This window comes from Hyphomicrobiales bacterium, assembly GCA_017642935.1.
Lineage (GTDB): Bacteria > Pseudomonadota > Alphaproteobacteria > Rhizobiales > MH13 > MH13.
The window spans coordinates 654,254-679,703 of record JAEPOK010000001.1 but is presented as its reverse complement, the minus strand read 5'-3'; the positions used below and the strand labels follow the sequence as shown (position 1 = coordinate 679,703).

The 25,450-nt window shown below is 59.7% G+C and carries 25 protein-coding genes and 1 tRNA gene; 15 read left to right on the top strand and 11 right to left on the bottom strand.

All coding sequences use genetic code 11. The annotated features are described in order from the left end of the window. Positions 1 to 6: 6 nt before the first annotated feature. Positions 7 to 1,656, bottom strand: a complete 1,650-nt coding sequence (locus JJ917_03150; protein ID MBO6697809.1) for an AMP-binding protein — start codon at positions 1,654 to 1,656, stop codon at positions 7 to 9. 166 nt (positions 1,657 to 1,822) lie between these two features. After that, positions 1,823 to 2,437 carry a glutathione S-transferase N-terminal domain-containing protein gene (locus tag JJ917_03145; GenBank protein ID MBO6697808.1) on the bottom strand — a complete coding sequence of 205 codons (615 nt, stop codon included), beginning with the start codon at positions 2,435 to 2,437 and terminating at the stop codon, positions 1,823 to 1,825. 162 nt (positions 2,438 to 2,599) lie between these two features. On the opposite strand from JJ917_03145, the gene JJ917_03140 reads away from it, so the two are divergent. Then, positions 2,600 to 3,787 carry a CoA transferase gene (locus JJ917_03140; protein ID MBO6697807.1) on the top strand — a complete coding sequence of 396 codons (1,188 nt, stop codon included), beginning with the start codon at positions 2,600 to 2,602 and terminating at the stop codon, positions 3,785 to 3,787. 3 nt (positions 3,788 to 3,790) lie between these two features. Continuing rightward, positions 3,791 to 4,603, top strand: coding sequence for a citryl-CoA lyase (locus JJ917_03135; protein ID MBO6697806.1), 813 nt, complete (start codon positions 3,791 to 3,793; stop codon positions 4,601 to 4,603). Here the strand turns inward: JJ917_03135 and JJ917_03130 are convergent. After that, positions 4,564 to 5,271 (bottom strand): DUF1045 domain-containing protein, encoded by a 708-nt coding sequence (locus JJ917_03130; protein ID MBO6697805.1) that lies wholly within the window; start codon positions 5,269 to 5,271, stop codon positions 4,564 to 4,566. The two genes, JJ917_03135 and JJ917_03130, sit on opposite strands and share 40 nt — an antisense overlap. A gap of 58 nt (positions 5,272 to 5,329) precedes the next feature. Between JJ917_03130 and JJ917_03125 the strand changes: the two genes are divergently transcribed. Next, the gene (locus JJ917_03125; GenBank protein MBO6697804.1) at positions 5,330 to 6,478 is read left to right on the top strand and encodes an alpha-D-ribose 1-methylphosphonate 5-triphosphate diphosphatase; all 1,149 of its coding nucleotides are present in this window, start codon (positions 5,330 to 5,332) and stop codon (positions 6,476 to 6,478) included. A 13-nt stretch (positions 6,479 to 6,491) separates the two neighbouring features. On the opposite strand, the gene JJ917_03120 is transcribed toward JJ917_03125, so the two are convergent. From JJ917_03120 to JJ917_03100, 5 genes are all read right to left on the bottom strand, one after another. Beyond that, a complete protein-coding gene (locus tag JJ917_03120; GenBank protein ID MBO6697803.1) occupies positions 6,492 to 7,217 on the bottom strand; it encodes a gamma-glutamyl-gamma-aminobutyrate hydrolase family protein in 726 nt (241 codons plus the stop codon). After that, entirely contained in the window at positions 7,217 to 8,530 is a 1,314-nt protein-coding gene (locus tag JJ917_03115) for an ATP-grasp domain-containing protein (protein MBO6697802.1), read from the bottom strand. The genes JJ917_03120 and JJ917_03115 overlap by 1 nt, the downstream gene beginning before the upstream one ends. A gap of 232 nt (positions 8,531 to 8,762) precedes the next feature. Next, a tRNA-Leu gene (locus JJ917_03110) sits at positions 8,763 to 8,848 on the bottom strand. A 14-nt stretch (positions 8,849 to 8,862) separates the two neighbouring features. Next, a complete protein-coding gene (gene gpt, locus JJ917_03105; GenBank protein ID MBO6697801.1) occupies positions 8,863 to 9,384 on the bottom strand; it encodes a xanthine phosphoribosyltransferase in 522 nt (173 codons plus the stop codon). Positions 9,385 to 9,395: 11 nt separating this feature from the next. After that, on the bottom strand, positions 9,396 to 10,127 hold the full coding sequence (locus tag JJ917_03100; GenBank protein MBO6697800.1) for a competence/damage-inducible protein A: 732 nt from the start codon (positions 10,125 to 10,127) through the stop codon (positions 9,396 to 9,398). Positions 10,128 to 10,206: 79 nt separating this feature from the next. Between JJ917_03100 and sfsA the strand changes: the two genes are divergently transcribed. Continuing rightward, positions 10,207 to 10,935 (top strand): DNA/RNA nuclease SfsA, encoded by a 729-nt coding sequence (sfsA, locus tag JJ917_03095; protein MBO6697799.1) that lies wholly within the window; start codon positions 10,207 to 10,209, stop codon positions 10,933 to 10,935. Here the strand turns inward: sfsA and JJ917_03090 are convergent. Then, a complete protein-coding gene (locus tag JJ917_03090) occupies positions 10,932 to 11,798 on the bottom strand; it encodes an FkbM family methyltransferase (protein MBO6697798.1) in 867 nt (288 codons plus the stop codon). The two genes, sfsA and JJ917_03090, sit on opposite strands and share 4 nt — an antisense overlap. Positions 11,799 to 12,059: 261 nt before the next feature. On the opposite strand from JJ917_03090, the gene map reads away from it, so the two are divergent. The 6 genes from map (at position 12,060) to JJ917_03060 (ending at position 17,933) form a co-directional block, all read left to right on the top strand. Beyond that, positions 12,060 to 12,875 (top strand): type I methionyl aminopeptidase, encoded by an 816-nt coding sequence (gene map, locus JJ917_03085; protein ID MBO6697797.1) that lies wholly within the window; start codon positions 12,060 to 12,062, stop codon positions 12,873 to 12,875. Positions 12,876 to 12,893: 18 nt separating this feature from the next. Beyond that, positions 12,894 to 13,598, top strand: coding sequence for a DNA repair protein RadC (radC, locus tag JJ917_03080; protein ID MBO6697796.1), 705 nt, complete (start codon positions 12,894 to 12,896; stop codon positions 13,596 to 13,598). A 181-nt stretch (positions 13,599 to 13,779) separates the two neighbouring features. Next, positions 13,780 to 15,195, top strand: a complete 1,416-nt coding sequence (locus tag JJ917_03075) for a circularly permuted type 2 ATP-grasp protein (protein MBO6697795.1) — start codon at positions 13,780 to 13,782, stop codon at positions 15,193 to 15,195. Positions 15,196 to 15,206: 11 nt separating this feature from the next. Next, complete coding sequence (locus tag JJ917_03070; GenBank protein MBO6697794.1) at positions 15,207 to 16,151, top strand: alpha-E domain-containing protein; 945 nt, start codon at positions 15,207 to 15,209, stop codon at positions 16,149 to 16,151. A gap of 26 nt (positions 16,152 to 16,177) precedes the next feature. After that, positions 16,178 to 17,113 carry a transglutaminase family protein gene (locus JJ917_03065; GenBank protein MBO6697793.1) on the top strand — a complete coding sequence of 312 codons (936 nt, stop codon included), beginning with the start codon at positions 16,178 to 16,180 and terminating at the stop codon, positions 17,111 to 17,113. 70 nt (positions 17,114 to 17,183) lie between these two features. Then, positions 17,184 to 17,933 carry a peptidase gene (locus JJ917_03060; GenBank protein ID MBO6697792.1) on the top strand — a complete coding sequence of 250 codons (750 nt, stop codon included), beginning with the start codon at positions 17,184 to 17,186 and terminating at the stop codon, positions 17,931 to 17,933. 25 nt (positions 17,934 to 17,958) lie between these two features. Here JJ917_03060 and JJ917_03055 read toward each other — a convergent pair whose 3' ends face one another. Continuing rightward, positions 17,959 to 19,482, bottom strand: a complete 1,524-nt coding sequence (locus tag JJ917_03055) for a cryptochrome/photolyase family protein (protein ID MBO6697791.1) — start codon at positions 19,480 to 19,482, stop codon at positions 17,959 to 17,961. A 98-nt stretch (positions 19,483 to 19,580) separates the two neighbouring features. On the opposite strand from JJ917_03055, the gene JJ917_03050 reads away from it, so the two are divergent. The 3 genes from JJ917_03050 (at position 19,581) to JJ917_03040 (ending at position 22,203) form a co-directional block, all read left to right on the top strand. Next, complete coding sequence (locus tag JJ917_03050; protein ID MBO6697790.1) at positions 19,581 to 21,116, top strand: deoxyribodipyrimidine photo-lyase; 1,536 nt, start codon at positions 19,581 to 19,583, stop codon at positions 21,114 to 21,116. A gap of 2 nt (positions 21,117 to 21,118) precedes the next feature. Then, a complete protein-coding gene (locus tag JJ917_03045) occupies positions 21,119 to 21,301 on the top strand; it encodes a DUF2256 domain-containing protein (GenBank protein MBO6697789.1) in 183 nt (60 codons plus the stop codon). A gap of 164 nt (positions 21,302 to 21,465) precedes the next feature. Further along, positions 21,466 to 22,203, top strand: coding sequence for a sulfite exporter TauE/SafE family protein (locus JJ917_03040; protein ID MBO6697788.1), 738 nt, complete (start codon positions 21,466 to 21,468; stop codon positions 22,201 to 22,203). Between the two features lie 7 nt (positions 22,204 to 22,210). Here JJ917_03040 and JJ917_03035 read toward each other — a convergent pair whose 3' ends face one another. After that, a complete protein-coding gene (locus JJ917_03035) occupies positions 22,211 to 23,329 on the bottom strand; it encodes a branched-chain amino acid ABC transporter substrate-binding protein (protein ID MBO6697787.1) in 1,119 nt (372 codons plus the stop codon). 117 nt (positions 23,330 to 23,446) lie between these two features. Between JJ917_03035 and JJ917_03030 the strand changes: the two genes are divergently transcribed. Continuing rightward, a complete protein-coding gene (locus tag JJ917_03030; protein ID MBO6697786.1) occupies positions 23,447 to 24,442 on the top strand; it encodes a P1 family peptidase in 996 nt (331 codons plus the stop codon). Between the two features lie 34 nt (positions 24,443 to 24,476). Beyond that, entirely contained in the window at positions 24,477 to 25,436 is a 960-nt protein-coding gene (locus JJ917_03025; GenBank protein ID MBO6697785.1) for a hypothetical protein, read from the top strand. Positions 25,437 to 25,450: the final 14 nt, after the last annotated feature.

Genomic DNA, 25,450 nt, shown 5'->3' with positions numbered 1-25,450 from the left:
GTTCGTTCAAGCCGCGGCGTTTTCTGATTGCGCCGGGTTCGCCAGCTCATCGAGCGCCCCGTAATTCAGCTTGCCCGTTCCCAGCACCGGTAGCTCTTCGACGCTCACGACTTTGCGCGGCAACATCAACTCCGCCACACCGTTCTCTTTGGCCCAGGCGCGAACCTCTTGCAGGTCCGGATCCTCCTTCTCGGTGACGAGCACCAAAGTCTCGCCCTTGCGCGGGTCCGGCACGGCAACGACCGCATGCGTCGCGTCCGGCCAGACCTGGCTGACATAGGCTTCAACCGCGCTTAGCGAGACCATTTCACCGCCCAGCTTGGCAAAGCGCTTGGCCCGGCCTTTGATGCTGATGCGGCCTGCTTCATCAATATCGACGATATCGCCGGTGTCATGCCAACCGTCTACCAGCGGCTGCACCACACCGGGGGCATCGACTTTGATGTAGCCGGCCATCACATTCGGCCCGCGCACCATCAAACGCCCACCCTCGCTGAGGCCCGGAACCGGTTCCACTTTGTGTTCAATGGCAGGCATCATGTAACCGACGGTTCCAGGCGTGTTGTCATCTTCGTGGTTCGCCGCAAGCACCGGCGCCGTCTCGGTCACCCCATAGCCTTCGAGCAACTCGATATCGAACCGCTCGCGGAAAAGTTGGCGGGTTTGTTCGCGCACCCGTTCAGCGCCAAGGACGACAAGACGGACGTTTTTGAAGTCATCGGGTTCAGCGGATTTGATCCAGCCGTTGACGAAGGTGTCGGTCGACACCACGATCTTGGCTCCGGATTTACGGATATGCTCCGGAATTTCTTTGTAATGAAGCGGCGACGGGTAGAAGTAGGCGCCGACGCCAAGAACCACCCCGGCGATCAAACCGGCGGTGAGGCCAAAGGTGTGAAACACCGGAAGCGCTGTGAAAAAGGTGTCGCCGGGATGCAGATCGATCACATTGTCAAACTGCCAGCAGTTGGAGAGCAGGTTGGCATGAGTAAGCGCCACCCCTTTGGGAACGCCCTCAGTTCCTGAGGTGAACACGATCACGGCGACGGCATCCGGTGACGTATGACGACCGGGCACATTGCTCAGGCCGAGTTTGAGGCGCGCCATGCCCTTGATCTTGTCAAACGTGCCGATCTGAGCCCGCAAATCTTCGGTCCAAACGAACTGGCAGCGCTTGGATAATCCTTCCACCAGGTCTTCCAGTCCAGCTTTTTCAATGAAAGCCCGCGAGGAGACAATCACCGATATCTCGGCCGCATCGCAAGCAGCGTTCAGGCTACGCAGACCACTGGAATAGTTGAGCATCGCCGGCACACGCCCAACAGCCTGGCAGGCAAAGAACACGGCCGCCACGCCGGAGGCATTGGGGAGCAAAATGCCAAGAGGCGCATCTGCGCGGCCGAGATCACGCAGCTTGTCGCCAAGAAGCATGGCGCCGAGCGTCAGCCGGTCATAGGTCAGCTCGGTCTTGGCAAAATCATTGTAGACAACCGTTTTGCCGCCAAACCTTGCCCGCGAATCGCAGAGCGCCGTGAACAGGGATTTGCGCCAGGGCTCCTTGCCAGGCTCTGGCAGATCGACCTGTTTTGTGCCGATAGCAATGCGGCCGAACGGCTGATCGGTTCCCGTCGCAGGCGACGCAACACCTTGTGACATGCGCAGTTCTCCCCTCTTCGCGCTGACAGCATCGTCCGAGCACGTTGTTTTACGTATCTCTAACATAAGCAGAGATGGAGAGAAACCAAATGTGAACCGGTTTGGCCTCGCGCCGAACCCCAACTGGAAGGGTTCAGCGCGAGTAAAGGCGGTTGATCCGCCCAACCTATTTCAAGCGCGCCAGGGCCGCTTGAACCGCTGGGCGCGCGTCAATCGTCTCCACCCAGGCGCGCGTCGCTTTCAGCGGCGGCAAACGATCGGGCGAAGCTTTGTTCAGGAACTGATAGCCGCCCTTGACCCAAGGAAAGCTCATCATGTCGGCGATGGTGTAATCCTCGCCAGCCAGATAGGCGTTTTTGGAAAGACGCTCTTCCATCACCTCCAGCAGTCGGATGGATTCAGCCAGATAGCGCTCGATGGCATAGGGGTGCTTTTCCTCCAGGCGCGAGAAGTGACCCCATTGGCCAATCATGGGGCCTAGGCCACCGACCTGCCAAAAGGTCCAGACCAAGGCGTCGGTCCGCGCCTGACCGCTGGCTGGTAGGAACTTGCCGTGCTTTTCGGCCAGGTGCATCAAGATCGCACCGGATTCGAACATCGTTTGGTCGCCATCGACCAGTGCCGGGATCTTGCCGTTCGGGCTGATGGCGCGAAAGTCCGGCTGATGTTGGTCGCCTTTGCCAATATCGACCATCACGACGTCATAGGGCAGGCCGAGTTCTTCCAGCATGATCGCCGGTTTTTGCCCGTTGGGCGTGTTCCAGGTGTGAAGTGTAAGCATGGGGGGTATCCAATCGCGTGTGTTGCTGTGTTGGCGCCCATATGCGCCTCGACCCGCACCCTGACCACCCGCTGACTCCCGTTGCCACGCGAATGTGATAGGCAGAGAGCAGTGCGCGATCAGAGGATTTTCATGCCATCTCAAGAGAAGACGCCCGGCCCGATGCCGCTTGCCGGATTGCGGGTGCTGGACTTTGGTCACACCGTTATGGGTCCAACCGCCGGGCTAATCCTCGCCGACCTTGGCGCCGAGGTGATCCGCATCGAACCTGCCCCGGGCGGCGACCCAACCCGCAAACTCAAAGGTTTTGGCACCGGCTACTTCCCCTTCTTCAATCGCAACAAGAAGAGCATCGCGATCGATCTCAAGGCGCCAGAGGGCCTGGCGCTGGCCAAGAAGCTGATCGCCACCGCCGACGTGCTGATTGAGAATTTTGGCCCCGGAACCATGGAGCGTCTCGGGCTTGGATTTGACGCGCTGAAGACCGAGTTTTCGAGGCTTATCTATTTGTCCTTAAAGGGCTTTTCATCGGGCCCTTATGAGAACCGCGTTGCGCTCGACGAAGTTGTGCAGATGATGAGCGGCCTTGCATACATGACAGGACCGCCGGGCCAGCCGCTGCGTGCCGGGTCGTCGGTGGTCGATATCATGGGCGGCATGTTCGGCGTGATCGCGATTCAGGCGGCGCTCCGCGAGCGCGATACCACCGGCAAGGGCCAATTGGTGACGTCAAACCTCTTCGAATCGGCGATGTTCCTGATGGGCCAGCATTTGGCCTATGCCGCGCTTTCCGATGCCCCGGTCCCACCGATGCCAGCGCGGGTCTCGGCCTGGGCGGTCTATGATCAGTTCACCACTGGCGACGGCGAACGGGTTTTTCTCGGCATCACATCCGACCGCCATTGGACGCGGTTCTGCGAGGTTTTTGACCTGCCGGACTTGGCGACCGACGCAGGCCTTGCGACGAACAACCAACGGATCGAAGCACGTGACCGGCTGATGCCAAGGATGGAACAGATTGTCGGCGCACTGACGCTCAGCGAGTTCACCGATAAAGCAACGCGAGCTAAGCTGCCCTTTGCGCACATCGCCCGGCCCGAGCAGCTGTTTGACGACCCGCATCTCAACGCCGGAGGGCGTCTGCTGGAAACCAAACTGCGCGGCGGGGTGACAACGAAGCTTCCCGCGCTGCCCATTGAGATGGACGGTCGTCGCTCAGACATTTTTGCCGATCCACCAGAGCTTGGCGCTGACACCGCCAACGTGCTGGCCGAGCTGGGCTTGCCTGAAGCTGAATTGGCCGATCTCGCCGCCCGCAACATCATCGCCACCGCGCAAGACAAGGACTAGACCATGAGTGACGTTTCCGACTGGTGGTCAACCGCGATCATTGACATGGAACCGGGGCGGATCGACCTGCGCGGGCATCCTGTGCAGGAGCTGATTGGACACGTCACCTTCCCGCAGATGATTTGGCTTATGGTGCGTGGTGAGATGCCCTCACCCGATCAAGCCAAGCTACTGGAATGCGCTTTGGTGGCCGCAGTCGACCATGGGCCGCAAGCCCCATCCATTGCCGCCGCGCGGATGGCTGTGACCTGCGGGCTAGGATTGAACGGTGCAATGGCAAGTGCGGTCAACATGCTCGACGATGTCCATGGTGGCGCAGGCGAACAGGCCGTGGAGCTCTATGGCTGGGTGAAGGGCCAAATCGATACAGGTGAACCAGTAGAATCGGCAGCCGAACGGGCAATCGACCGCTGGCAGGCCGAGCGCACGCCGTTCGTGCCGGGGTTTGGCCACCGTTTCCACAAACCAGAGGACCCGCGCGCGCCGCGCCTGTTGGCACTTGTCGATCAAGCCGCTGCACAAGGCACTGTCAGCGGCGATTTTGCCGGGATTGGCCGCGCCATTCAAACCGTGCTGAACACACGCAAAGGCAAGCCCGTGCCGATGAACATCGATGGCTCCACAGCGGTGATTTACGCCGAGCTTGGCTTTGCTGGCCCCTTGGCGCGCGGGCTTTTTTGTCTATCGAGGTCGGTGGGAATCATCGCCCATGCCTGGGAACAGATGCAGCAGGGTGGGCGCAACAAAGGCCCAACTCCGCCCTCCTATCGCTGGACCTACACCGGCCCGGCCTCCGATCCGTCGGCCAAAGGGTAATCCGCAACCAGGTGGAACCGGCCATCCTCGGCCTCACCGACCAAGGCCAGAGCGTCGATAACAAACGGCTCCGCCAAAACCTGCGCAAAATGCTGGTCAAGCCGTTCGGCAAGCGCGTTGGCATCTGACCCATCGAGCTTGCCCGACAACGTCATGTGAAAGCGGAACTCCTCCATCACATAAGGGTAGCCCCAGCGCTGAAGCAAGCGGTCCTGCACGTCTGACAGACCCGACCGTCGGCGCCGGGCCAGTTCTTCAGGTGATGGCGGCGCACGGAAGGAATCCAGGGCTTCAACAACCTGGGCCGCCAGCGCGTCGAGCGGCGCACAGGGTTGCTCAGGCACCATGGCGACGAAGCCGCCCAACGGCTGCACGACCAGGCGCCCTACGCGAACCGCGTCAATCCCGGCGGCGAGTTCAGCGCAGGCATCCTGCAAGCCGCTCAGCGTCTTGCCTTCCGGAAGCCGAAACGGCGGTTTGATCGTACCATGAAAGCCGTAGCGCCGTGGCGTGGCCGTCAGGTCCGGAGTTGGCGCAGGTAACCCGCCGATCTCAGGCTGTTCGCGGACCAAGCCACGCCGTGCGTCCCAACCAAGCCATGTCGAAGCCCTGTCATAGAGCGGCCCTTTGGGCATGACATAGATGGCGTAGCGGCTGTATGGCGCCATGGTTTGATCCTGTTCGCAGCGATTGCGCAGACCCGTCGCATCGTGAAAGAACCCCGCTATGACGCAAACCACCATTCTCGCCAATGCCAAGTTGATCCTGCCGAACGAAATCGTCCAGGGAAGCCTTCGCTTTCAGGACGGTGTTCTGACCGCAATAGACCAAGGCAACGCCGTGCCACCAGGAGCGGTGGATTGCGACGGCGATTATGTAGCGCCGGGGCTGATCGAACTGCACACCGACAATTTGGAACGCCATCTGCATCCGCGGCCCAGCGCCAACTGGCCACACAACGCCGCCATAGTCGCGCATGACGCGGAACTGGCATCCACCGGCATTACAACGGTTTTCGACGCGGTACGGCTCGGCTTTGCCGAACAGGTGAAAGACACCGCACCGATCAAACCCTATGCCCGCGCCATGGTGAGCGAAGTTCTTCAGGCCCGAAGCGCAGGCCTTCTGAAAATCAGCCACCATATCCATCTGCGCGCCGAGCTTTGTTCAGAAACGCTGATCGATGAACTCGACACGTTCGGGCCAGAAGATCGCGTCGGCATCGTCAGCCTGATGGACCACACGCCCGGCCAGCGCCAGTTCACCGACACGACCCAGTACGAGACCTATATGCGCGGCAAACACGGCATGTCGAAACAGGACTTCCAGGCGCATATCGCCGAACGCAAGGCGCTCAGCGCGCGCGTCAGCGAAAAGCACGAGTTGGCTGCCGTTGAAGCGGCGGGGCGCTTCGGCGCCGTGCTGGCAAGCCATGACGACACAACGCGTGATCATGTTGAGCGCAGCGCAAGCCACGGTATCCAACTGGCCGAATTTCCGACCAGCTTGGGCGCGGCGCATGCCTGCCGCAAAAACGGCATTGCCATTATGATGGGCGCACCCAATCTGGTGCGCGGCGGTTCGCATTCAGGCAATGTCGCTGCCCACACGCTGGCTGAAGCGGATCTGCTCGACATTTTATCGTCTGACTATGTGCCCTCAGCGCTGCTTTATGGCGCCGCCAAGCTCGGGCAGCTTTGGGACGACCTGCCGCGCGCTATGGCAACAGTGACGCAGGCGCCGGCCAGGGCCACGCATTTGGATGATCGCGGCACCCTAGAAACCGGACAACGCGCCGACTTGATTCGGTTTCGATTGGCCGACGATGTGCCTTTGTTGCGCGGTGTTTGGTCCAACGGGATGCGCGTCGCTTAGACAAGTATCGTCGCTATAGCGACGCCCGCACCGGATCGGCGCCTGACGCGACGCGGTCGGCTGCCGCCCTGCCAAGCGCCTTGAAAACTGCCCGATGTTTGGCGCGATGCAGCAGCAATTCCGGGTGAAACTGCACCGCCAAAAAGAACCGCCGCGCGCGATCCTCCATCGCTTGAACGACATTGTCACCATCGCGGGCCGTCACCTCAAGACCATCGCCGACACGATCCACAGCCTGAGTATGCAGTGCGTTGATCGTCAGGTTCGTCGTCTCGACGATCGACGCCAAACGGCTTTCCGGCTCGATCGACGCCTTCTTGCGGAACGTTAGTGAAGGCCAAACGCCGGCACCAGGGTAATTGTTGCGCTCCGCGACCGTGCGCACGTCAAAGTGCAGCGTGCCACCGCGCACCACGTTGGACATTTGCAACCCGCGACAGATCGCCAGCACCGGCAGATCGTGCTCCTGTGCGCAGGTCAGCCAGGCTTCCTCCATCTCATCGCGCGCCATCTGGTAATGGTAATTGGGTTTCGACTCGCCGCCATAGCGCTCCGGATAAACATCCGACCCACCGGTCACCATCAACCCGTCAATGGGGTGCGTGGGGTCCGGAGCATCGGCAGTGATAGACACCATGCGCGCGCCGGCATGACCGAGTGCCAACCGGATCAAGATGTTAGAAAAGGTCGACCCCTTAACCGAATGCGTCACGCCGATAATCGGCTTGCGAGCCGCCATCAGGGCTTCAGCTCCGGCGGCAATTCGCCATGCTCCAGCAATGACCCGAGCACGAACAGGACGCCAAGCCCGACCAGCGGATCGTCATCATCGATCCCCACTGTCTCAACGGCATCGGCGTCTTGCAGGCGCTTTTTCAGATCCTGAAAGGCGTGACGCAGGCCAAGTCCCGTGTTCGGTTGGCTGGCGAAGCCTTGGAACGCCTCGCGCACCTTGCCCGATTTCAGCTTTTCGAGCAGTTCAGCGTTGGCTGTCTCGCGCTCGGCGCGGTCCTTGTCGGCGTCCTGGTTTTCCAGCGCCGCAAGAAGCCACAAGCCTGGCAGCTTCGAACGATGCCCAATTTCCGGCTTCGGCGTGTCGCTCACCTTGCCGGTGACGGCCTGCTCGTAATGCATCCAGGGAAAATCGACACCGGAGGAAACCGAATGATCCAAATTGGCCCAGAATCGCGGGTTGAGCTCGATCATCCGCGGCGTGTCGCTTTCCTCACCCGTCCACATGAAGTCGATCTGCCCGACTCCGTTCCATCCTGTGTCGCTGATCAGTTTGCGGGCCGCCTCCTGGAACGGCGCATGCTCCACCGTCTCGCGAATAACGCCGGCGCCATAATCGGCCGGGTAGCTGACGAGATTGCGGTAGGCCATGTCGGCCACAATCTCGCCGTCTATGGCCAGAAAGCAGTAGCAATAGTCATCACCCTTGCTCAGCGCCTGAACGACCGGTGCGCCGGGAAATTCCTCGTTGAGAAACGCCCAGGCGTCGCGTAACGCTGCCTCATCATCAACCTTGCTGATGCCGCGACCGCCGACACCATCGGCTGGCTTGATGATGCATGGGAATTTCATTGCGGCGATGGCGTCTTCGAGTTGGTCTTCGCTCTCACAGGCAAAAGACTTGGGCGCCGGCAGATCAAGCCGATTGATCGTGCGGGCAAAGGCGTCCTTCGGGTGGACGGTATCGATGGCCGATGCTGGCGGCGCTGCGACTGTTACGTGCGGCGCAAAACGCTCGGCATTCTTAGCCACCAATTCCGTTTCCTTGAAGATCGGCATCAGGACGTAGGGCCGATCATCCTCCGGCTTGTTGTCGCGAACGATACGCTCAAGATCATCAAGAAAGGCTTCGGGGTCGTCGACGGCTTTCGCGTGTTTTTCACTCTTCTCCGACCATTTGGAGAAAGCGAGAACTGTCAGATCGACATCATCAGCGGCGATCACTTCAACGCCGCGCTGCGCCAGCGATCGGGCGATCGCCAACGCCATCAGCGAACGACCATAGGTGACGATGACCCGGCCGGCGGAAAGATCGGTCATAAAGGCTCCTTGAAAAATCGGCCGTGAAACGGCCCGCGCGTCATTTCTCTTACGCGCTACCGCCTGGTTGGTTCCCGGCGGTGGAGCAATTCAATGCTAGGAGGCCAGAACGACAGGCAATCGTTCCATGGAAACGGAGCGTTTGCTTCCAGAAGAAAAGTGTTTCAGCGCTCTCGGCATTTGTTTCACAAACGCCTGTCGCTCATTACGCCATTCGCTCAGCGATTGGCTCTGGTGCGGGCGGCGGGACTCGAACCCGCACGGCCTAGGGCCTCGGGATTTTAAGTCCCGTATGTCTACCAATTCCATCACGCCCGCAGCGCATTGTGACGTCAGTCGCCGGCGTCGCGCGCGATTGGCGGCACGAACGAATAGCCAAGATCCCAAGGGAAATAAATCCAGGTGTCTTGGCTGACTTCCGTCACGAACGTATCGACCAGCGGACGCCCCTTCGGCTTGGCATAAACGGTGGCAAAATGCGCCTCTGGCAACATCGAGCGAACCTCCTGCGCAGTTTTGCCCGTGTCCACCAGATCATCGATGATCAGAACGCCGGAGCCTTTGGTTTCGAGGATCTTGCTAGAAATCGTCTTCAGAATAGCCAGATCGCCCTGCGTCTGCTCGCCGGTCCCTCCATAATCATAGCTGGCAATGGAGATCGTATCGATCTTGCGAATACCAAGCTCACGGCAGACGATGGCCGCTGGCACAAGGCCGCCGCGGGTGATCGTCACCATGGAATCGAATGGGCCTTTTTCGGCCAGACGCCAGGCAAGCGCACGCGCGTCGCGGTGGAACTGATCCCAGGAGACCGGGAAGGCTTTGTCGTTGAGAGCTTCACTCACGGGGCTCAGGTCCTTGTTTCTCAGGCAGCATCAAGTTGGGTGCGCAGCTTTTGGGCCGCTTGGGTTGCGGCGTCAAGCGCCGCCGCATCGCGCGAACGCAGGACAATTTCGGTGGAAAATTTGCCATCCACGAGCTTGGGATAGCTTCCGATGGCAACCTCTGGATGGTCCGCATCGATGGCCGCCAGGCTTTCAGCCAAATCACCCTCGCCGCAGTTGAACGGCAGGGTGTTGACGGCAATCGGCAGGCCGCCTTCCAGCGTCGGCAGAACGCTTTCCAGCATCGCGGCAAACACCGACGGCACGCCGGCCATCACATGCACACTGCCGATACGAAAACCCGGTGCGATGGACACCGGGTTGTCGATGAGATCGGCGCCATCGGGAATACGGGTCATGCGCTCGCGGCCTGCATTCATTTCTCGGTCGGTCTTGGCGTAGAAATCCGACAGCAGCTTGTAAGCGCGCGGATCGACACCAATGCCAACGCCAAAGGCTTTGGCTACGCTGTCGGCAGTGATGTCATCATGGGTCGGGCCGATCCCGCCGGACGTGAACACATAGGAGGTTTGCGCCCGTAGCGCATTGAGCGCCTCGACAATGGCGGCCTCATCGTCCGAGACGATCCGCACTTCGACCAGATCGATGCCAACCATCGTCAGAGCCTCGGCCAGCACGCCGATGTTCTTGTCTTTGGTCTTGCCTGAGAGGATTTCATCCCCAATGACCAGCATGGATGCGGTCGCTGTCATCTGCACTCTCCTGTGCACGCATCCCTAACGCCGCCGCCTTGCGCTTGCAATTTGAGGATGCACTGGCCAAGCCAAAAGCATGCAGTTTCCCACACCCCTTTTCGAAGCAAGGCTGATCAAGCGCTACAAACGCTTCCTCGCCGACGTTGAAATGCTCGAAGGGCCGGACGCCGGCCAGATGCTGACCGTCCATTGCCCCAATCCAGGTTCGATGATGGGACTGGCACGGCCGGGCGCGCAGCTTTTCGTCTCGCGCTCCCCGAACCCTAAGCGCAAACTGGCCTACACCTACGAGTTGGAACAGGTCGATGGCCCGGGCGCGCCGTGTCTGGTCGGCATCAACACCATGCTCCCCAACAAACTTGCCGAAGAGGCGATCATCGACGGCCTCATTCCGGAACTTGCCGTGTTTGACCGTCTGAAGCGCGAGCAGAAATATGGCGAGACATCCCGGATCGATATCCTGCTCGAATTCGACAACGCCCCCCTCACCTATGTTGAAGTCAAAAACGTCCACCTGATGCGCCAGGCCAGTCATTTGGAATTTCCCGATTCGGTCACAGCGCGCGGCGCCAAGCATCTTGCCGAACTGTCGGCCATGGTCGCGGCGGGTCATCGCGCGGTGATGCTGTTTGTTGCGCAATGGCCGGGCGGAAAAACGATGAGCGTGGCGGCCGACATCGATCCGACCTACGCCGCCGCACTCAGCGCTGCAATGAATGCCGGGGTCGAGGTGCTGGCGCTGGATTGTGCTGTCGCGCGGGAGGGCATCACACCCTGCGGGATGTTGGACTTCGTTCCAGGCTAACGCGTCAGAACAACATTAAGCCGTGTCTCGGAGATGACCTGATAGCCGTGCCGCCGCGCCAACGCGATGCAGTCGGTCTGCCAGCTTTCCGGGCTGTTTTCGATGATCATCAGTCGCGGCCAAAGCTTTTCCGGCGCATCGCGCAAAAACGGCACAAGCGCCAAATCTTCTGCGCCTTCAATGTCGATCTTGAGGGCATCCACCCGCGGCAGATCGCGCTCACCCAAAATGTCCGCCAGCGGCTTGGCCTGAACCTCGATCATACTCTGAGGATGGGTTTCGCTGCCGATCCGGCGCATGCTTGTTTCACCGGCATTGCCGCGATCGACGAAAAGTTGGATGGGACCGTCAAGGTCAGCCACAGCCAACTCGATTGGCTCGATCGGCACACCCGGATTATAGGCGATGTTGTCGCAAAGCCTTTGATAGACCGCTGGCTGGGGCTCAATCGCCAGGATCTTAGCGACCGAACTCATGCACGAAGCTGCAAAGAAGCTGTAGGCACCGACATTTGCGCCAATATCGACAAACACCCCATCGCCGGGCAACACCCGGCGCAACAAATCGCGTTCAACGGGATCAAAAAATTGCGGCGTGAAAAGAACTCGTTTTTCAGCCAAATTGGCAAACGGTTCGATCCGCATCTTGTGGCCAAAAACCTCCACGTCGAGCGGGCCGTCAACCTGCATCATTGCCAGCTTGCGAGCCAGAAAGGCCAGCCGTTTGCCGACATAACCGTTCGCCCTGGCACTGGAAAAGGCGCGCAATCGCGCGACACTTGCCGACGGCCTATACGCGCCCCATTTATGCGACGTCGAAACCGGTTCTTCGGTGGAGATGGCTTGCAGGTTAAGCTCTGTCACGATGGATCAATACTGATTACGATGTGACCTGCCGGTAAGGCCAACATCTATCCTATCCGTTTATTGCCGCCCTTCTTTTTGCGGCGATTTCCAGTTAGGTTTATGTCGTTGCGGCCCAGGGATTAGCCTTGGTCGCTCCCGGCGGCTCATTCTAGGCGCCGCTTTTACACCATTTCGGTGGCGTGTCACCTCGCTGGCATGTTGCCATGATGCGGCGCTACCGCGCCTTTGCCGTTCGAGTGGAGCCACAGCTACGTCATCATGCTGCAGACCCAACCGCCCATCAAACTGTTCGGACCTGAAGCCTTTGAAGGCATGCACCGCGCTGGCCGCATGACAGCGACGATCCTCGATCAGCTGACCGACCTGATAAAGCCCGGCGTCACCACGCAGGAAATCGATGATGCGGTGATGGACTTCGCGATCGCCAACAACGCGGTGCCGGCCACGCTCAACTATCGCGGCTACGGCAAATCAAGCTGCACATCGATCAACCACGTCGTGTGCCACGGCATTCCCAATACCAAGCCTCTGCGCCAAGGTGATATCGTCAACGTCGATGTGACGCTGATTGTCGATGGTTGGCATGGCGACTCCAGCCGTATGTACCCCGTCGGCGACGTCAAGCGCGCACCCGAACGACTGATGGAGGTCACCTATCTGGCGCTAATGCGTGGTATCGCTGCAGTGAAACCAGGCAATCGAACCGGCGACATAGGTGCGGCCATTCAAACCTTTGCCGAAGCTGAACGCTGCTCGGTGGTCCGTGATTTTTGCGGCCATGGCATCGGCGATGTGTTCCACTTGCCGCCCAACATTCTGCATTATGGCCGCCCCGGCGAAGGCGTTGATCTGCGCCCCGGCATGATCTTCACCGTCGAGCCGATGATCAATCTTGGGCGCCCGCACGTGAAAATCCTGTCCGATGGCTGGACGGCGGTCACGCGCGATCGGTCCCTGTCGGCGCAGTACGAGCATTCGATCGGCGTGACCGAAGACGGCTGCGAGATTTTCACAGCCTCGCCAGCCGGACTGTTTGCTCCGCCGACCTTGCGCGAAGAAGCGGCAGCCAGCTGAGCGAAACGCTGTTCGCCGATGCCGGACACCATAAAGCCTGACAAACCCCACTATCACGGCCACCGCGAACGCTTGCGCACCCGCTTTACCGAAGGTGGTCGCCAAGCCTTGGCAGACTATGAGTTGTTGGAGCTGTTGCTGTTTCGATCGATTCCGCGCCGCGACACCAAACAGCTCGCCAAAGATCTCATCGCACGGTTCGGGTCGCTCGCCGATGTGCTGACTGCCCCCTCAGCCCAGCTTTGCGAGATGAGCGGCATCAAGCAGGCCACAGCCAATGATCTGGCGTTGGTGCGCGCCGCCGCCGAGGCCTTGGCGCAAGGCAGCATGGCGCAGAAAGAGGTCCTTTCCTCCTGGTCCGATGTGGTGCGCTATTGCCGGGCAGTGATGGCCTACGATGCAATCGAAGCTTTTCGGGTCCTGTTTCTCGACAAGAAAAACCGGCTGTTGCGCGATGAAGTCCTGCAGTCAGGCACCGTCGATCATACGCCAGTCTATCCCCGCGAAGTCGTCAAACGCGCATTGGAACTTGGTGCCTCGGCTCTCATTCTGGTCCACAATCATCCCTCTGGTGACCCGACCCCATCCCAGGCCGACATTGAGATGACAGCGACCATTATCGCCGCCGCGGCAGCACTCGATGTCACGGTTCACGACCACATCATTGTCGGCCGTGAAGGTCATGCGAGCCTGCGAGCGCTCGGGTTGATGAAGGCGAATTGATTTTTCAGTCTTTTTTCGGAACCGAACGCTGCGTCATGCGTTGGCTCGACCAACAGTTGCGCGTTTACTTAGCCGTTAGATCATGCTGCACTCTCATCGGAGAGCGGCACGTCGCGCGCGATATTCATTCCAACCGCCAAGGTGCCGGTTACCGGTAGCCAAGGCGCCAAAAAGGGGCGCAATGACAGCATTTGATGAGATGAGCGTGGACGGCAGCCAATGCCGTGCACCCTATGAGATGGTGCGAACGTGGCTCGATAGCCTTGATCCAGAAGCACTGAAACGCCAGAGCGCAGAAGCCGAGATGCTTTTCCGCCGCATTGGGATTACCTTCGCAGTGTATGGCGAAGCAGACGCCGAAGAGCGGCTCATCCCCTTCGATCTCATCCCGCGCATCATTGCCCATGACGAATGGCTGCAGCTGGAAAAGGGCCTGACCCAACGGGTCAACACGCTCAACGCCTTTCTGGCCGACATTTACGGGCCACGCGAATGCATCAAGGCCGGCATCATTCCAGCTGACCTCATCGATCAGAACCCGCAATACCGCCCAGAAATGATCGGGGCTAAACTGCCCGGCAATATCTGGGTGAACATTGCCGGTGTCGATATCGTCCGCGTTGATTCTGACAACTTCTATGTGCTGGAAGACAATGCCCGCACGCCCTCCGGGGTCTCCTACATGATGGAGAACCGCGAGGTGATGATGCGCATCGCGCCGGAAGTGTTTTACGACCATGCCGTCGAGCCAGTCGACAATTACGGCGATGAATTGTTGCAGGCCCTGCAATCGGTGGCGCCCCGCAATGCCAACAAAGAGCCGACCTGTGCGCTGCTAACGCCTGGTCCGTTCAACAGCGCCTATTACGAGCATTCCTTTCTGGCCGACAAGCTCGGCATTGAGCTCGTCGAGGGGCGCGACCTCTTCGTGCGCGACGCTGTGCTCTACATGCGCACAACGCTTGGGCCGCAGCGAGTTGATGTCATTTACCGACGCATCGATGATGATTTCATCGACCCGCTGGTCTTCAATCCCGATTCCATGCTCGGCGTCCCAGGCCTGATGACGGCTTATCTCGCCGGAAACGTCACGCTCGCCAACGCCGTCGGCACGGGCATCTCCGACGATAAGGCGATTTACACCTACATGCCGGAGCTGACGAAGTTCTTCCTTGAAGAAGAGCCGATGCTCAAAAACGTGCCCACCTGGCGCTGTCGCGAGCCGGAGGCTTTGTCCTATGTGCTCGACCATCTCGAAGAGCTCGTGGTGAAGGAAGTCGCCGGTTCTGGTGGCTATGGCATGCTGGTCGGACCACGATCGACGAAAGACGAGATCGATATCTTCCGCGCCAAGCTGAAGGCCAATCCGGACGATTTCATCGCCCAGCCGACCCTGGCTCTCTCCACCTGCCCGACGTTCGTCGGCGAAGGTGTCGCACCACGCCATGTGGACCTTCGGCCATTCGTCCTTTCCGGCACCAACGGTGTGCGCATCGTGCCAGGCGGTCTGACCCGCGTTGCCTTGAAGGAGGGATCGCTGGTCGTGAACTCCTCGCAAGGCGGGGGAACAAAAGACACCTGGATCTTGGCACGATAGGAGGGACGACCATGCTACTTAGTCGAACAGCCGACAGTCTCTTCTGGACGGCACGCTACATCGAACGCGCAGAAAACACCGCCCGCCTTTTGGAGGCCGCCACGCGGCTTTCAAATGTTGGCGGCAGCCAGGAACAGGTTTCCAACGAATGGGAATCAGCCGTGCTGGCCACCGGCATGGAAGAGCTATTCGAGGAGCGCTATGGCGAGCCAACGGCCCGCACCGTCGTCGACTTCCTCGCTTTTTCCGAGGCCAATCCCTCGTCGATCCGCTCTTGCTTGGAGGCAGCGCGGGCCAATGCGCGCTCAGTGCGCACCGCGATCACTATCGAAATGTGGGAGACGATCAACGCTGCCTGGCTCGAGCTCAAACGCTATCGCACCTTTGGACAGTCGCGCGGCGAGCTTTTGGAGTTTCTGCGGTTCGTCAAACAGGTCGCGCTCAGCGTCGATGGGATCGCCCACCGCACGATGCTGCGCACCGACGGCTTTTCGTTCTTCCAGCTTGGCGGCGCCATTGAACGCGCCGACAACACGGCGCGCATTTTGGACGTGAAATATCATGTGCTCTTGCCCGCCGGTGACCGTGTTGGCGGCGGGCTCGATTACTTCCAGTGGACGTCCATCCTGCGCTCCGTATCGGCGCTGACCGCCTATCACTGGGTGTACCGCGAGAGCCTCAAACCTTGGCTCATCGCCGACCTTTTGATCTTGAACGAAAAAATGCCGCGCTCTCTGGCAAGCTCCTACGGCAACGTCACGCGGTATCTCGACAGCTTGTCGAAGACCTATGGCCGGCAAGGCAAGGCCCAGCGCATGGCCAGATCGATCCACAGCGAGTTCCGCAACCGCGATATCGACGCGATCTTCCAGGCCGGTCTGCACGAGTTCGTTGAAGATTTTATCAGCAAGAACAACAAGCTGGGCGCCACGATCGCCGAGCAATATCTGTTCTAACCAGTTCCAGCCTCAAAAGGCCCGTTATGCGTTTATCCGTCCGCCACACCGAAACCCTCACCTATGCAACGCCGAGCATGGGCACCATTCAGGTGCTCCGGCTGACGCCGCGCGACCACACCGGCCACTATGTTTGCGATTGGACGGTGGATGTGGATGCCGATTGCAAGATTGAGAGCCACAAGGACGCTTTTGGCAACATCGTCACCAGTTTCTCGCTCAATGGTCCGCTGGACGAGTTAACGATCAGCGCTGTTGGCGAGATCGAAACCGAGGAAACGCACGGCATCGTGCGCGGCGCGCCAGACAAAGTCCCGCATGGCGTTTTCCTGCGGCCAAGCCACTCCGAAAGCGATGCGGCGTTGGTTCGCACAGCGATCAACGCACTCGCCGACGTTACGGGCCCTGAGCTTGCCCAGATGCATGCCCTGATGGCCGTGCTGCATGCAGCCCGACCCAATGGCGATGACGATGAAGACACAGACAATTCCCATGAGCAGGCCCACGAACAGGCACAAGCTCAAGCGCAGATGGGTGGCTCACATAGCCAACAACAACAGACCGCCGGTGACGCCGAAGACGTGGCACTGAAATCCTCAGCCTCCTCCCGCCTGCGCGACATGCTGGCGGAAAAGAAAATCCGCGAGGCAGGCGATTTGGCCGATATCTTCTGCAACACAGCGCGACGCCTTGGCTTGCCGGCTCGCCTTGTGTCCGGCTATCGCTGGCACGGCAAGGATGCGAGCCAAGACCAACGCGACATCTGGGCTGAAGCCCACATAGGCGATCTGGGATGGGTGGCCTTCGACCCGAGCCAGGGCAATTGCCCAAGCGAAGACAGTGTGCGCGTCGCCATCGGTCTCGACCAGCACGGCATCGCAAGTGCAAGAGTTGGGCATTATGGCGGGATGAGCGATTTTGAGCGCGAAACCAGCATTGCCGTGCGCCGCGTAGGAGGCTAACGCTAGCCTTTAGCGGCAGACCATCGGCGCGCTTTCCGCGCGGCGATGACGGCATGAAGGAACGTCAGCCTTGACCTATTGCGTTGGCCTCTTGGTCGAAGAGGGCTTGGTGATGATCGCCGACACCCGTACCAATGCCGGGCTCGACAACATCGCGACTTTTCAAAAGCTCTATCGCTTTGAGCAGCCAGGCGAGCGCAGCATTGCCATTGCCACTGCCGGCAATTTGGCCGTCAGCCAGGCGGTTATGTCCATCATGTCCGATGGGTTTGAAAACCCGCAAACCGGCATGCTGGAAACGATCTACGATCATCCCACCATGTTTCTGACCGCAAGTTACGTCGGCCGCGCGATTGGCGAGGTCATGCGGATGAACAATGGCAGTTCGCAGGGCATGGGCGCCGCCTTTGACGTCACCATGCTGGTCGGCGGACAGGTTAAGGGCGGCCGCTTGCGCCTCTTCATGGTCTACGCGGCAGGTAACTTCATCGAAGCGACGGAAGACACGCCCTACCTGCAAATAGGGGAACACAAATATGGCAAGCCCATCCTCGACCGCGCGATCACGTTTCAGACCAACCTGTCGGATGCGGTGAAGATAGGCCTAATCTCGATGGATTCCACCATGCGCTCCAACCTTGGCGTGGGCATGCCGATCGACCTCTGGGCGATCCGCCGCGACGCGATACAGGCCTCTCTATCGACCCGCATCGAACATGGCGAACCCTACTTCCACGATCTGCAGGAGCGATGGTCAGCTGCCCTAAGGTCAGCGCATCAATCGATCCCAAAACCACCCTATCTTGAATCGAATGATTAAGTTAGCTTTTCATGATAAGTGATTGCTAGCTAAACAGTTTCTTAAAAAATGACTCAGCGTCACTTTTGATAGCAGCGCGGCGTTCATCGCTCGTTCTTTCTAACGAACGATAGATCATGCCCATCCTTGGATTGGCTCGAAGGTGGTCCGCATTGCGGATGATGAAGTCCCAATAAAGATAGTTGAACGGGCAGGCATCAGGTCCGTTTTTCTCCTTCACCTTGTACCGGCACCCAGCGCAATGATCGCTCATGCGGTCGATATAGGCGCCGGAGGCAGCGTAGGGCTTGGAGGCCATAATCCCGCCATCGGCAAAGATAGCCATGCCGTGGGTGTTGGGCAGCTCAACCCACTCATAGGCGTCGGCATAGACAACCATGTACCACTCGTTGATAGCGCCCGGCGCAATCCCGGCGAGCAGCGCGAAATTTCCGGTGATCATCAGCCGTTGAATGTGGTGGGCGTAGGCGTGCGTCTTCGTGGTCGCGATGGCATCGGCCAAACACGCCATGTCGGTGTCACCGGTCCAAAAAAAGTCCGGCAGCGGGCGATCGGCGTCTAAGGCGTTGAGCATCTTGTAGTCCGGCATTTTCAGCCAATAGAGGCCGCGCACATATTCCCGCCAGCCAAGGATCTGCCGGATGAACCCTTCAACGGCGTTAAGCGGCGCGGAACCCACGTCATACGCCGCCTGCGCGGCGTCACAGGCCTCTTTCGGCAAAAGCAAGCCGACGTTCATGACTGCCGAGATGGTGGAATGGAACAAAAAGGCCTCGCCCTCCACCAACGCATCTTGATAGTCGCCAAACTGCGGCAAACAGGTATCGATGAAATGGTCGAGCACCCCAAGCGCCTGATCCCGGGTCACCGGCATGTCGAACGGTTCCAAGTCACCGAAATTGTCTGAGAAGCGCGCGTTCACCAGCTTCAGTACCTCGTGCGTGATCGCGTCAGGCTCAAACTTCAGCCGATCCGGCAACGCCACATCTTTGGGCAGCTTGCGGCGGTTTTCCTTGTCAAAGTTCCACTGCCCGCCTTCCGGTTTATCGCCGTCCATCAGATAGCCGGTCTCGCGGCGCATCTCGCGATAGAAAAACTCCATGCGCAGTTGCTTTTTGCCATCGGCCCATCGCTCGAACTGACCGAGGCTTGCGAAAAACCGGGTGTCCTCGCGCACGATCACCGGAACATCCAAGCTGTCCTGCCAGCTATGGATCATCTCCATCACCCGCCATTCGCCAGGCTCAGTGATCACAACGCGGTCGTAATCGCCGGCGGCCAATGCACGCTGGAGCTCACCGGCAAAGCCACCCGAATTGTCCGGATCATCGAGCTGCACGTACCGCACGGCCTTACCTGAGGATTCCAGCGCCTCGGCAAAGTGGCGCATCGCCGAAAATACAAAGGCAAGCTTCTTCTTGTGATGGGGCACATAACTGGCCTCCTCCATCACCTCGCACATCAGGATTGTGTCCCCCCCTTGCCAATCAGCGAGCGACGAAAGGCTCATGGAAAGCTGGTCACCGAGCACGAGACGGAGTGTGGGCATAAAACACCTGCAGTTTGTGATGGCCGGTACGCTGGCGATAGGCGCGCGACGCCTTAGATTAGCTCCCACCTAGGGCGCAGGGAGTCAGTTCAACCCCAATGATCGAGCTTGTTTGGTTCAAACGCGACCTGCGTGCCGCTGACCATGCCCCCTTGGCGATGGCGGCACAAAACGGCCCCGTTTTGCCGCTTGTTGCGGTTGAATCAGATTATTGGGAACTGCCTGAAACCTCTTCGCGGCATTATCTTTTTTGGCGCGAGAGCGTCGATGATCTGCGAACGCAGGGCGTTCCGCTCTGCGTACGGATCGGCAAGATCACGGCCATCCTCAACGCGCTCCATGAAAGCCATGGCATTCGCCACATCTGGTCGCATGAGGAAACGGGCAATGCCTGGACCTATGAACGCGACAAAGCCGTTGCACGCTGGTGCCACGGAATGGGCATCGGTTGGACGCAAATCAGGCAGTTTGGCGTGGTGCGAGGCCCGATCAACCGCGATCGCTGGGCGCGGCAGTGGGAAGCCTTCATGGCTGAGCCACTTGCCACACTGCCTGACACCATTACCTACGCCGATGCGACAAGTGAACCATTGCCAAGCCTGGACGATCTGGGCCTTGTCGATGATCCCTGCCCGCAGCGACAGCGCGGCGGCCGCGCTCGGGGTCTTGCGCTCTTTGAAAGCTTTTTGACATCAGGCCGGGCGCGACACTATCAACGCGCGATGTCGAGCCCAATCAGTGCGGCTGACGCCTGTTCTCGGCTTTCCCCTCACCTTGCCTATGGCACGCTCTCAATGCGCGAGGTTGTGCAGCGCGCCTACAACGACTTGCGTGCGCTGAAGACTGTACCGCCAGACCATCAGCCGATCCCGCCCCGTGGCCTCAACGCTTTCATCGCACGACTGCACTGGCACTGCCACTTCATCCAAAAGTTTGAAAGCGAACCGGAGATGGAGTGGCGCGATCTGCACCCAGCCTTTCGTGAGGCGCGCACGAAAGGTGTCGGAGATCCGCTTTTTGAAGCCTGGGCGATTGGCAACACCGGTTTTCCGTTCGTTGATGCCTGCATGCGCTCTCTGATCGCGACCGGTTGGATCAATTTCCGTATGCGCGCGATGTTGGTCGCGTTTGCCAGCTACCATCTTTGGCTTGATTGGCGGGCCACCGGCACGCGGCTGGCGCAACTTTTCACCGACTACGAGCCCGGCATTCACTGGCCGCAGGTTCAGATGCAGTCAGGTTCGACCGCAATCAACACACCGCGGCTCTACAATCCAGTCAAGCAAGGCCATGACCAAGACCCTGACGGATTGTTTATCAAGCGGTGGGTACCCGAGCTAAGCCAGCTCACGGGTCGCGCGGTTCATGAACCCTGGACACTTTCGCCGCTGGAAGCACGTGAACAGGGCTTTGTTCTCGACGAATCCTACCCAGCTCCGATCATCGACCATCAAGAAGCTGCACGTGCTGCCCGAGAGCGCCTCACCCGCATCCGCGCCAGCGATGGGTTTTACCAGCATCAACGCGCCATCTACTTAAAACATGGTTCGCGCAAGTCCTCGCGCCACACACCAAAACAAGGGCGCGCTTGGGTGAAGAAGAAACCGGCCAACCAACTGGAGTTGGACCTTTAGCCATGGCCAAAATGCGCAAAAAGGCCGACCTGCCGTCGAAAATCTGCCCGGTCTGCCAAAAGCCGTTCCTATGGCGAAAGAAATGGGAGCGAGACTGGGACAACGTCGTTTACTGCTCAAAACGCTGCCGGTCGCAAGCCAGTACGATCAGTCAGGCCGACCCAACGGCCGCTAAAGGTCAGTGATCACGGCCGCTCTTGCGGCATCACGACACTGCAACAGCCCGTGAAGTGGGGTTCCAAGGCGCTGCGCCTTGGGCCATATCAACATCAACAACGGCCAATCTGGTGTATCGCTCAAGCGTGCACTATCGACGCGGCAAAGCGAGCGGATAGGAACCGACGGATCAATGATCGGCGAACTGACATTTGCAGCGGTTTTTCTCGCGGGCGTTATTTCCTTTCTCTCCCCCTGCGTGCTGCCGCTTGTCCCCGCCTATCTCACCTATATGACAGGCGCGTCGCTGGAAGAGCTTTCCGATGATGCGCGCAGCGCCAAGCTCTCGCGGTTCCTGCTGATCCAGTCAGTTGCTTTTGTTGTCGGCATTTCGCTGGTGTTCGTGCTGCTTGGCGCAACTGCAACGCAGATCAGCCTGCTCTTGAGACAATATTCCGCCATTCTGTCGATCGTCGCGGGCATCGCCATCATCATTATGGGCCTACATTTTCTCGGCGTCTTTCGCTGGTCCCTGCTCTATCGTCAGGCAAAGATCGAAGGCCCAAAATCGACCTCCGGCCCAGGTGGCGCATTGGCGATGGGATTGGCCTTCGGCTTCGCCTGGACGCCGTGCATCGGTCCGATCTTGGGGGCTGTCCTGGCTGTCGCAGCGAGCCGTGAAACAGTTGGTCAAGGCGCGAGCCTGTTGCTTGTCTACGCGCTGGGCATGGGACTGCCGTTCATTCTGGCGGCGCTTGCTGTCGGTCCATTCACGCGGTTTCTCGGCAAGTTCCGCGAGCACATGCAAACCATGGAGCGGGCGACCGGGGCCTTACTGGTCGCAACCGGCACGGCATTCCTGCTTGGCTGGCATACGATCCTTGCCAATTGGATGCTCGATCGCTTTCCTGGCCTAGTAGCGCTGACCTGATCGAGGGTCAGCCCGCTTCACGCACCACCGGCTCGAACGGCCAGATCAATCCGTCACGCCATTGCCAAAGCTGAAACGATGGCACGTTGGCATCACCGATGGCATCAAAGCGGATTGGACCGAGTACGGTGTCAAAGGGCGCCTCGTCGCCATCGAGCATCGCAAGAGCAACCTGTGCGGCCGCCATCGACGGCAGAACAAGCCCTGCCATTGATCCGAGGTCCTCGCCCTCAAGCTCAGATAGCGTGGCCTCATCCACCAGTGTGCGCCACGGCGTTGGTCGCGCAAACACAACGCCCTCCACACCCTCACCCGCCATCAAGCGGAATTCGGCGGTCATGACGCTGTCACCGGCGAGCACAGGCACATCCGGCAACCGTTGATGCAGCGCATCGGCCAGAAGCGCACTGTCGGCCTGCCCCGCCAACACGATCACCAAACCCGCGCCCTCGGCCTGCGCACGGCCGACCAACGCATCCAAATTACCGTCCGGCACAAAGGCCTCAGATAGCGCCAGAGTGACGCCCTCCTCACCGAGCGCCGCTTCAACGCCATCGGCCAAGGTCCGCCCATAATTGCCATCGGTGTAGAACACCACCAGCGGGCGGTTGCGCGCAGGGCCACCAACAGCGCCATCCAGCGTGCCGTCCAAAATGGCGTCCGCCAGGTAGCGCGCCTGATCATCGTCGCGCCCACTCAGACGAAAAACCGGGCCATCGGCTTCATCGGTGAAACTTTGATAGCGAACGCCGCTTGATACAAAGGGAATATCGGCAAAGGCAAAAACATTGCGCGCCGAGACCGCTGGTCGCCAACACACCCCGCCAATGACGACATCGACCTGCGCACCGACAAGCTGATTGGCCGCATCGCGCCCGCGTTCTTCCTCACATGCATCATCCACCGCCGTGACCGTCACATCGACGTCATCGCCTAACCGCTCGATCGCAAGCGCGACACCTCGCTCGACTTGGCGCCCCAGCACTTCAAACGGCCCGGACAGAGGCGCCAGAACACCGATATGAACCGCTTCACGCACTGGTGCGCTGCTTTGTTGCGCGACAACCGGTTGGCTGACCACGGCCAAGCAAAGACATCCGAACACCAGAGACTTTACTTCGCGCATGATTTCCCTTGGGTTGGAGACGGATCGCAGCGATTAAGATCAACAAGCGCGGCGGCTCGCAAGGCTTTGAAGCCGTGGCAATCCGTCCAACGTGCCACAAAACAAGGAAAAAGCGCCATGTGGCATAAGGGAGAAACCAATAGCCCGGCCGATATCGCCGGCGTGCGCATCGGGCATGCCAGTGATCAGAAAGCCAAAACCGGCACAAGCGTGGTGGTCTTTGATTCGCCCTCGACCGCTAGCGTCTCAATTCTCGGACAGGCGCCAGGCACACGCGAAACCGAACTTCTTGATCCAAGCCGGACGGTCGACAGAATCGATGCACTGGTCTTGTCGGGCGGTTCAGCCTTTGGTTTGGCCGCCACCGAACCGGTTGTGCAGGAGCTTGCTAAGGCGGGGCGTGGTTTTCAGGCCGGCCCGGCGCGCGTGCCCATCGTACCGGCGGCCATCCTGTTTGATCTCGCCAACGGCGGTGAAAAACCCGATGATCTCCAAGCACATTATCGATCTCTGGGGCAATCGGCCTTTCACAACGCCGACCGATCACCGAGGCTGGGCGAAGTCGGCGCCGGTGCAGGCGCGACAATCGGAACGGGCGGCTCCGGCGCTCTGGGCATGGCGTCTTGCGTTTTCGGCAAGGACGCTCCGGAAAGCCTGCAGGGCAAAACCGTCGCTGCCCTTGTGGCGGTCAACGCGGTGGGAAGTCCGTTTCTTGACCGAGGACCCTATTTGCGCGCCTGGCCATTTGAGTTGGACGACGAGTTTGGTGGCTTGGGCGCGGGTCCAGTCGATCCAACGCGGCTTTTCATGAAAACACTGGCCGAGCCCGGGCAAAACACCACCATCGGCTGCATCATCACTGACACCGCTTTGGACAAACGCGGTTGCCATAGCCTTGCCATCGCCGGACAGGATGGGATCGCCGCAGCAATCTATCCCGCCCACACAGCGTTGGACGGCGACTTGGTCTTTGGCGCATCGGTGGCAACGTCAGACCCACTATCAGACCCAGGGCTGCTCGCCTTGGTCCAGGCCGCCGGGACGGCGACGATGGCACGGTCCATTGCGCGTGGAATTCATAAGGTTTTGCAGAAAGACCGTTCCATGCTGTGAGCCAACGCAGTAAAGCGCACGGATGTCGCGCGCCGTGAACCTGCTCCTCGCTCCCCTCACCTTTCTGGGCCGCCATGGCACACTCGCCATCGCGCTCAGCCTTTTGGTCGGTGCAGCACTACCGTTCTTATCAGCGACGATGCGACCGTTTCTTGATGAAGCGATCCTGACACTCCTGACTTTGGCCTTTTTGCGCATCGGTTTTCGGGCGGTTGGCCGGGAATTTCGCGCACCCTTGCCCGTCATCATCGCGACGATCATTGCGATGCTCATCATGCCGGGCCTGGCGTTCTGGATTGCCCAAGCAATCGGTTTTGATCAGTCCCATCCCGATCTCTATCTCGCGCTGTTCATCGCGCTCGCCGTTCCACCGATCACAGCCGTTCCAATTTTTGCCAGCCTTTTGCGCCTGCCCGGCGCCATCGCCCTGGCCTTCCTGATCCTTTGCATGGCGGCAACACCGTTCATCGCGACCTTGCACGCGCGCCTCTTCTTCTCGGCCGAGGCCCTGCCTTTTGATGGCATCACGATTGGATTGCGCCTGGCGGGTTTTATGGCCGGCGCGATGATCCTTGCCGCGATCATCAAACGCCTGGTTGGCCAGGAAAGGCTGGAACGCAACCGCACCACCTTCGACGGCGTCAATGTGCTTGTGATGCTGGTGTTTGCGATTGCCGTCATGGACGGATTTGGACCGGCGCTCCTCGCCTCACCAGCGCTGGTGGCAGGCCTGTTTGTCGCCACCTTCGCGCTGGCCATCGGTCAAATGGCGTTGATGCGCGCCGCGCTCTTCTTTCTGCCTGCCGATCAAGCCATGTCCATCGCGTTTGCCACAGGCTTGCGCAACATGGGCTTGATGGTGGCGGCGCTGGGCCTTGCCATCCCCGAGACCACCTGGCTCTGGTTCGCCGTCGGCCAGTTTCCGATCTACTTCATGCCCTGGTTTATCGAACTTGCCCGTCGCCAGCGCCAATCCTCACAGCTTACGCCTTAGCGGCCCTTGACCCT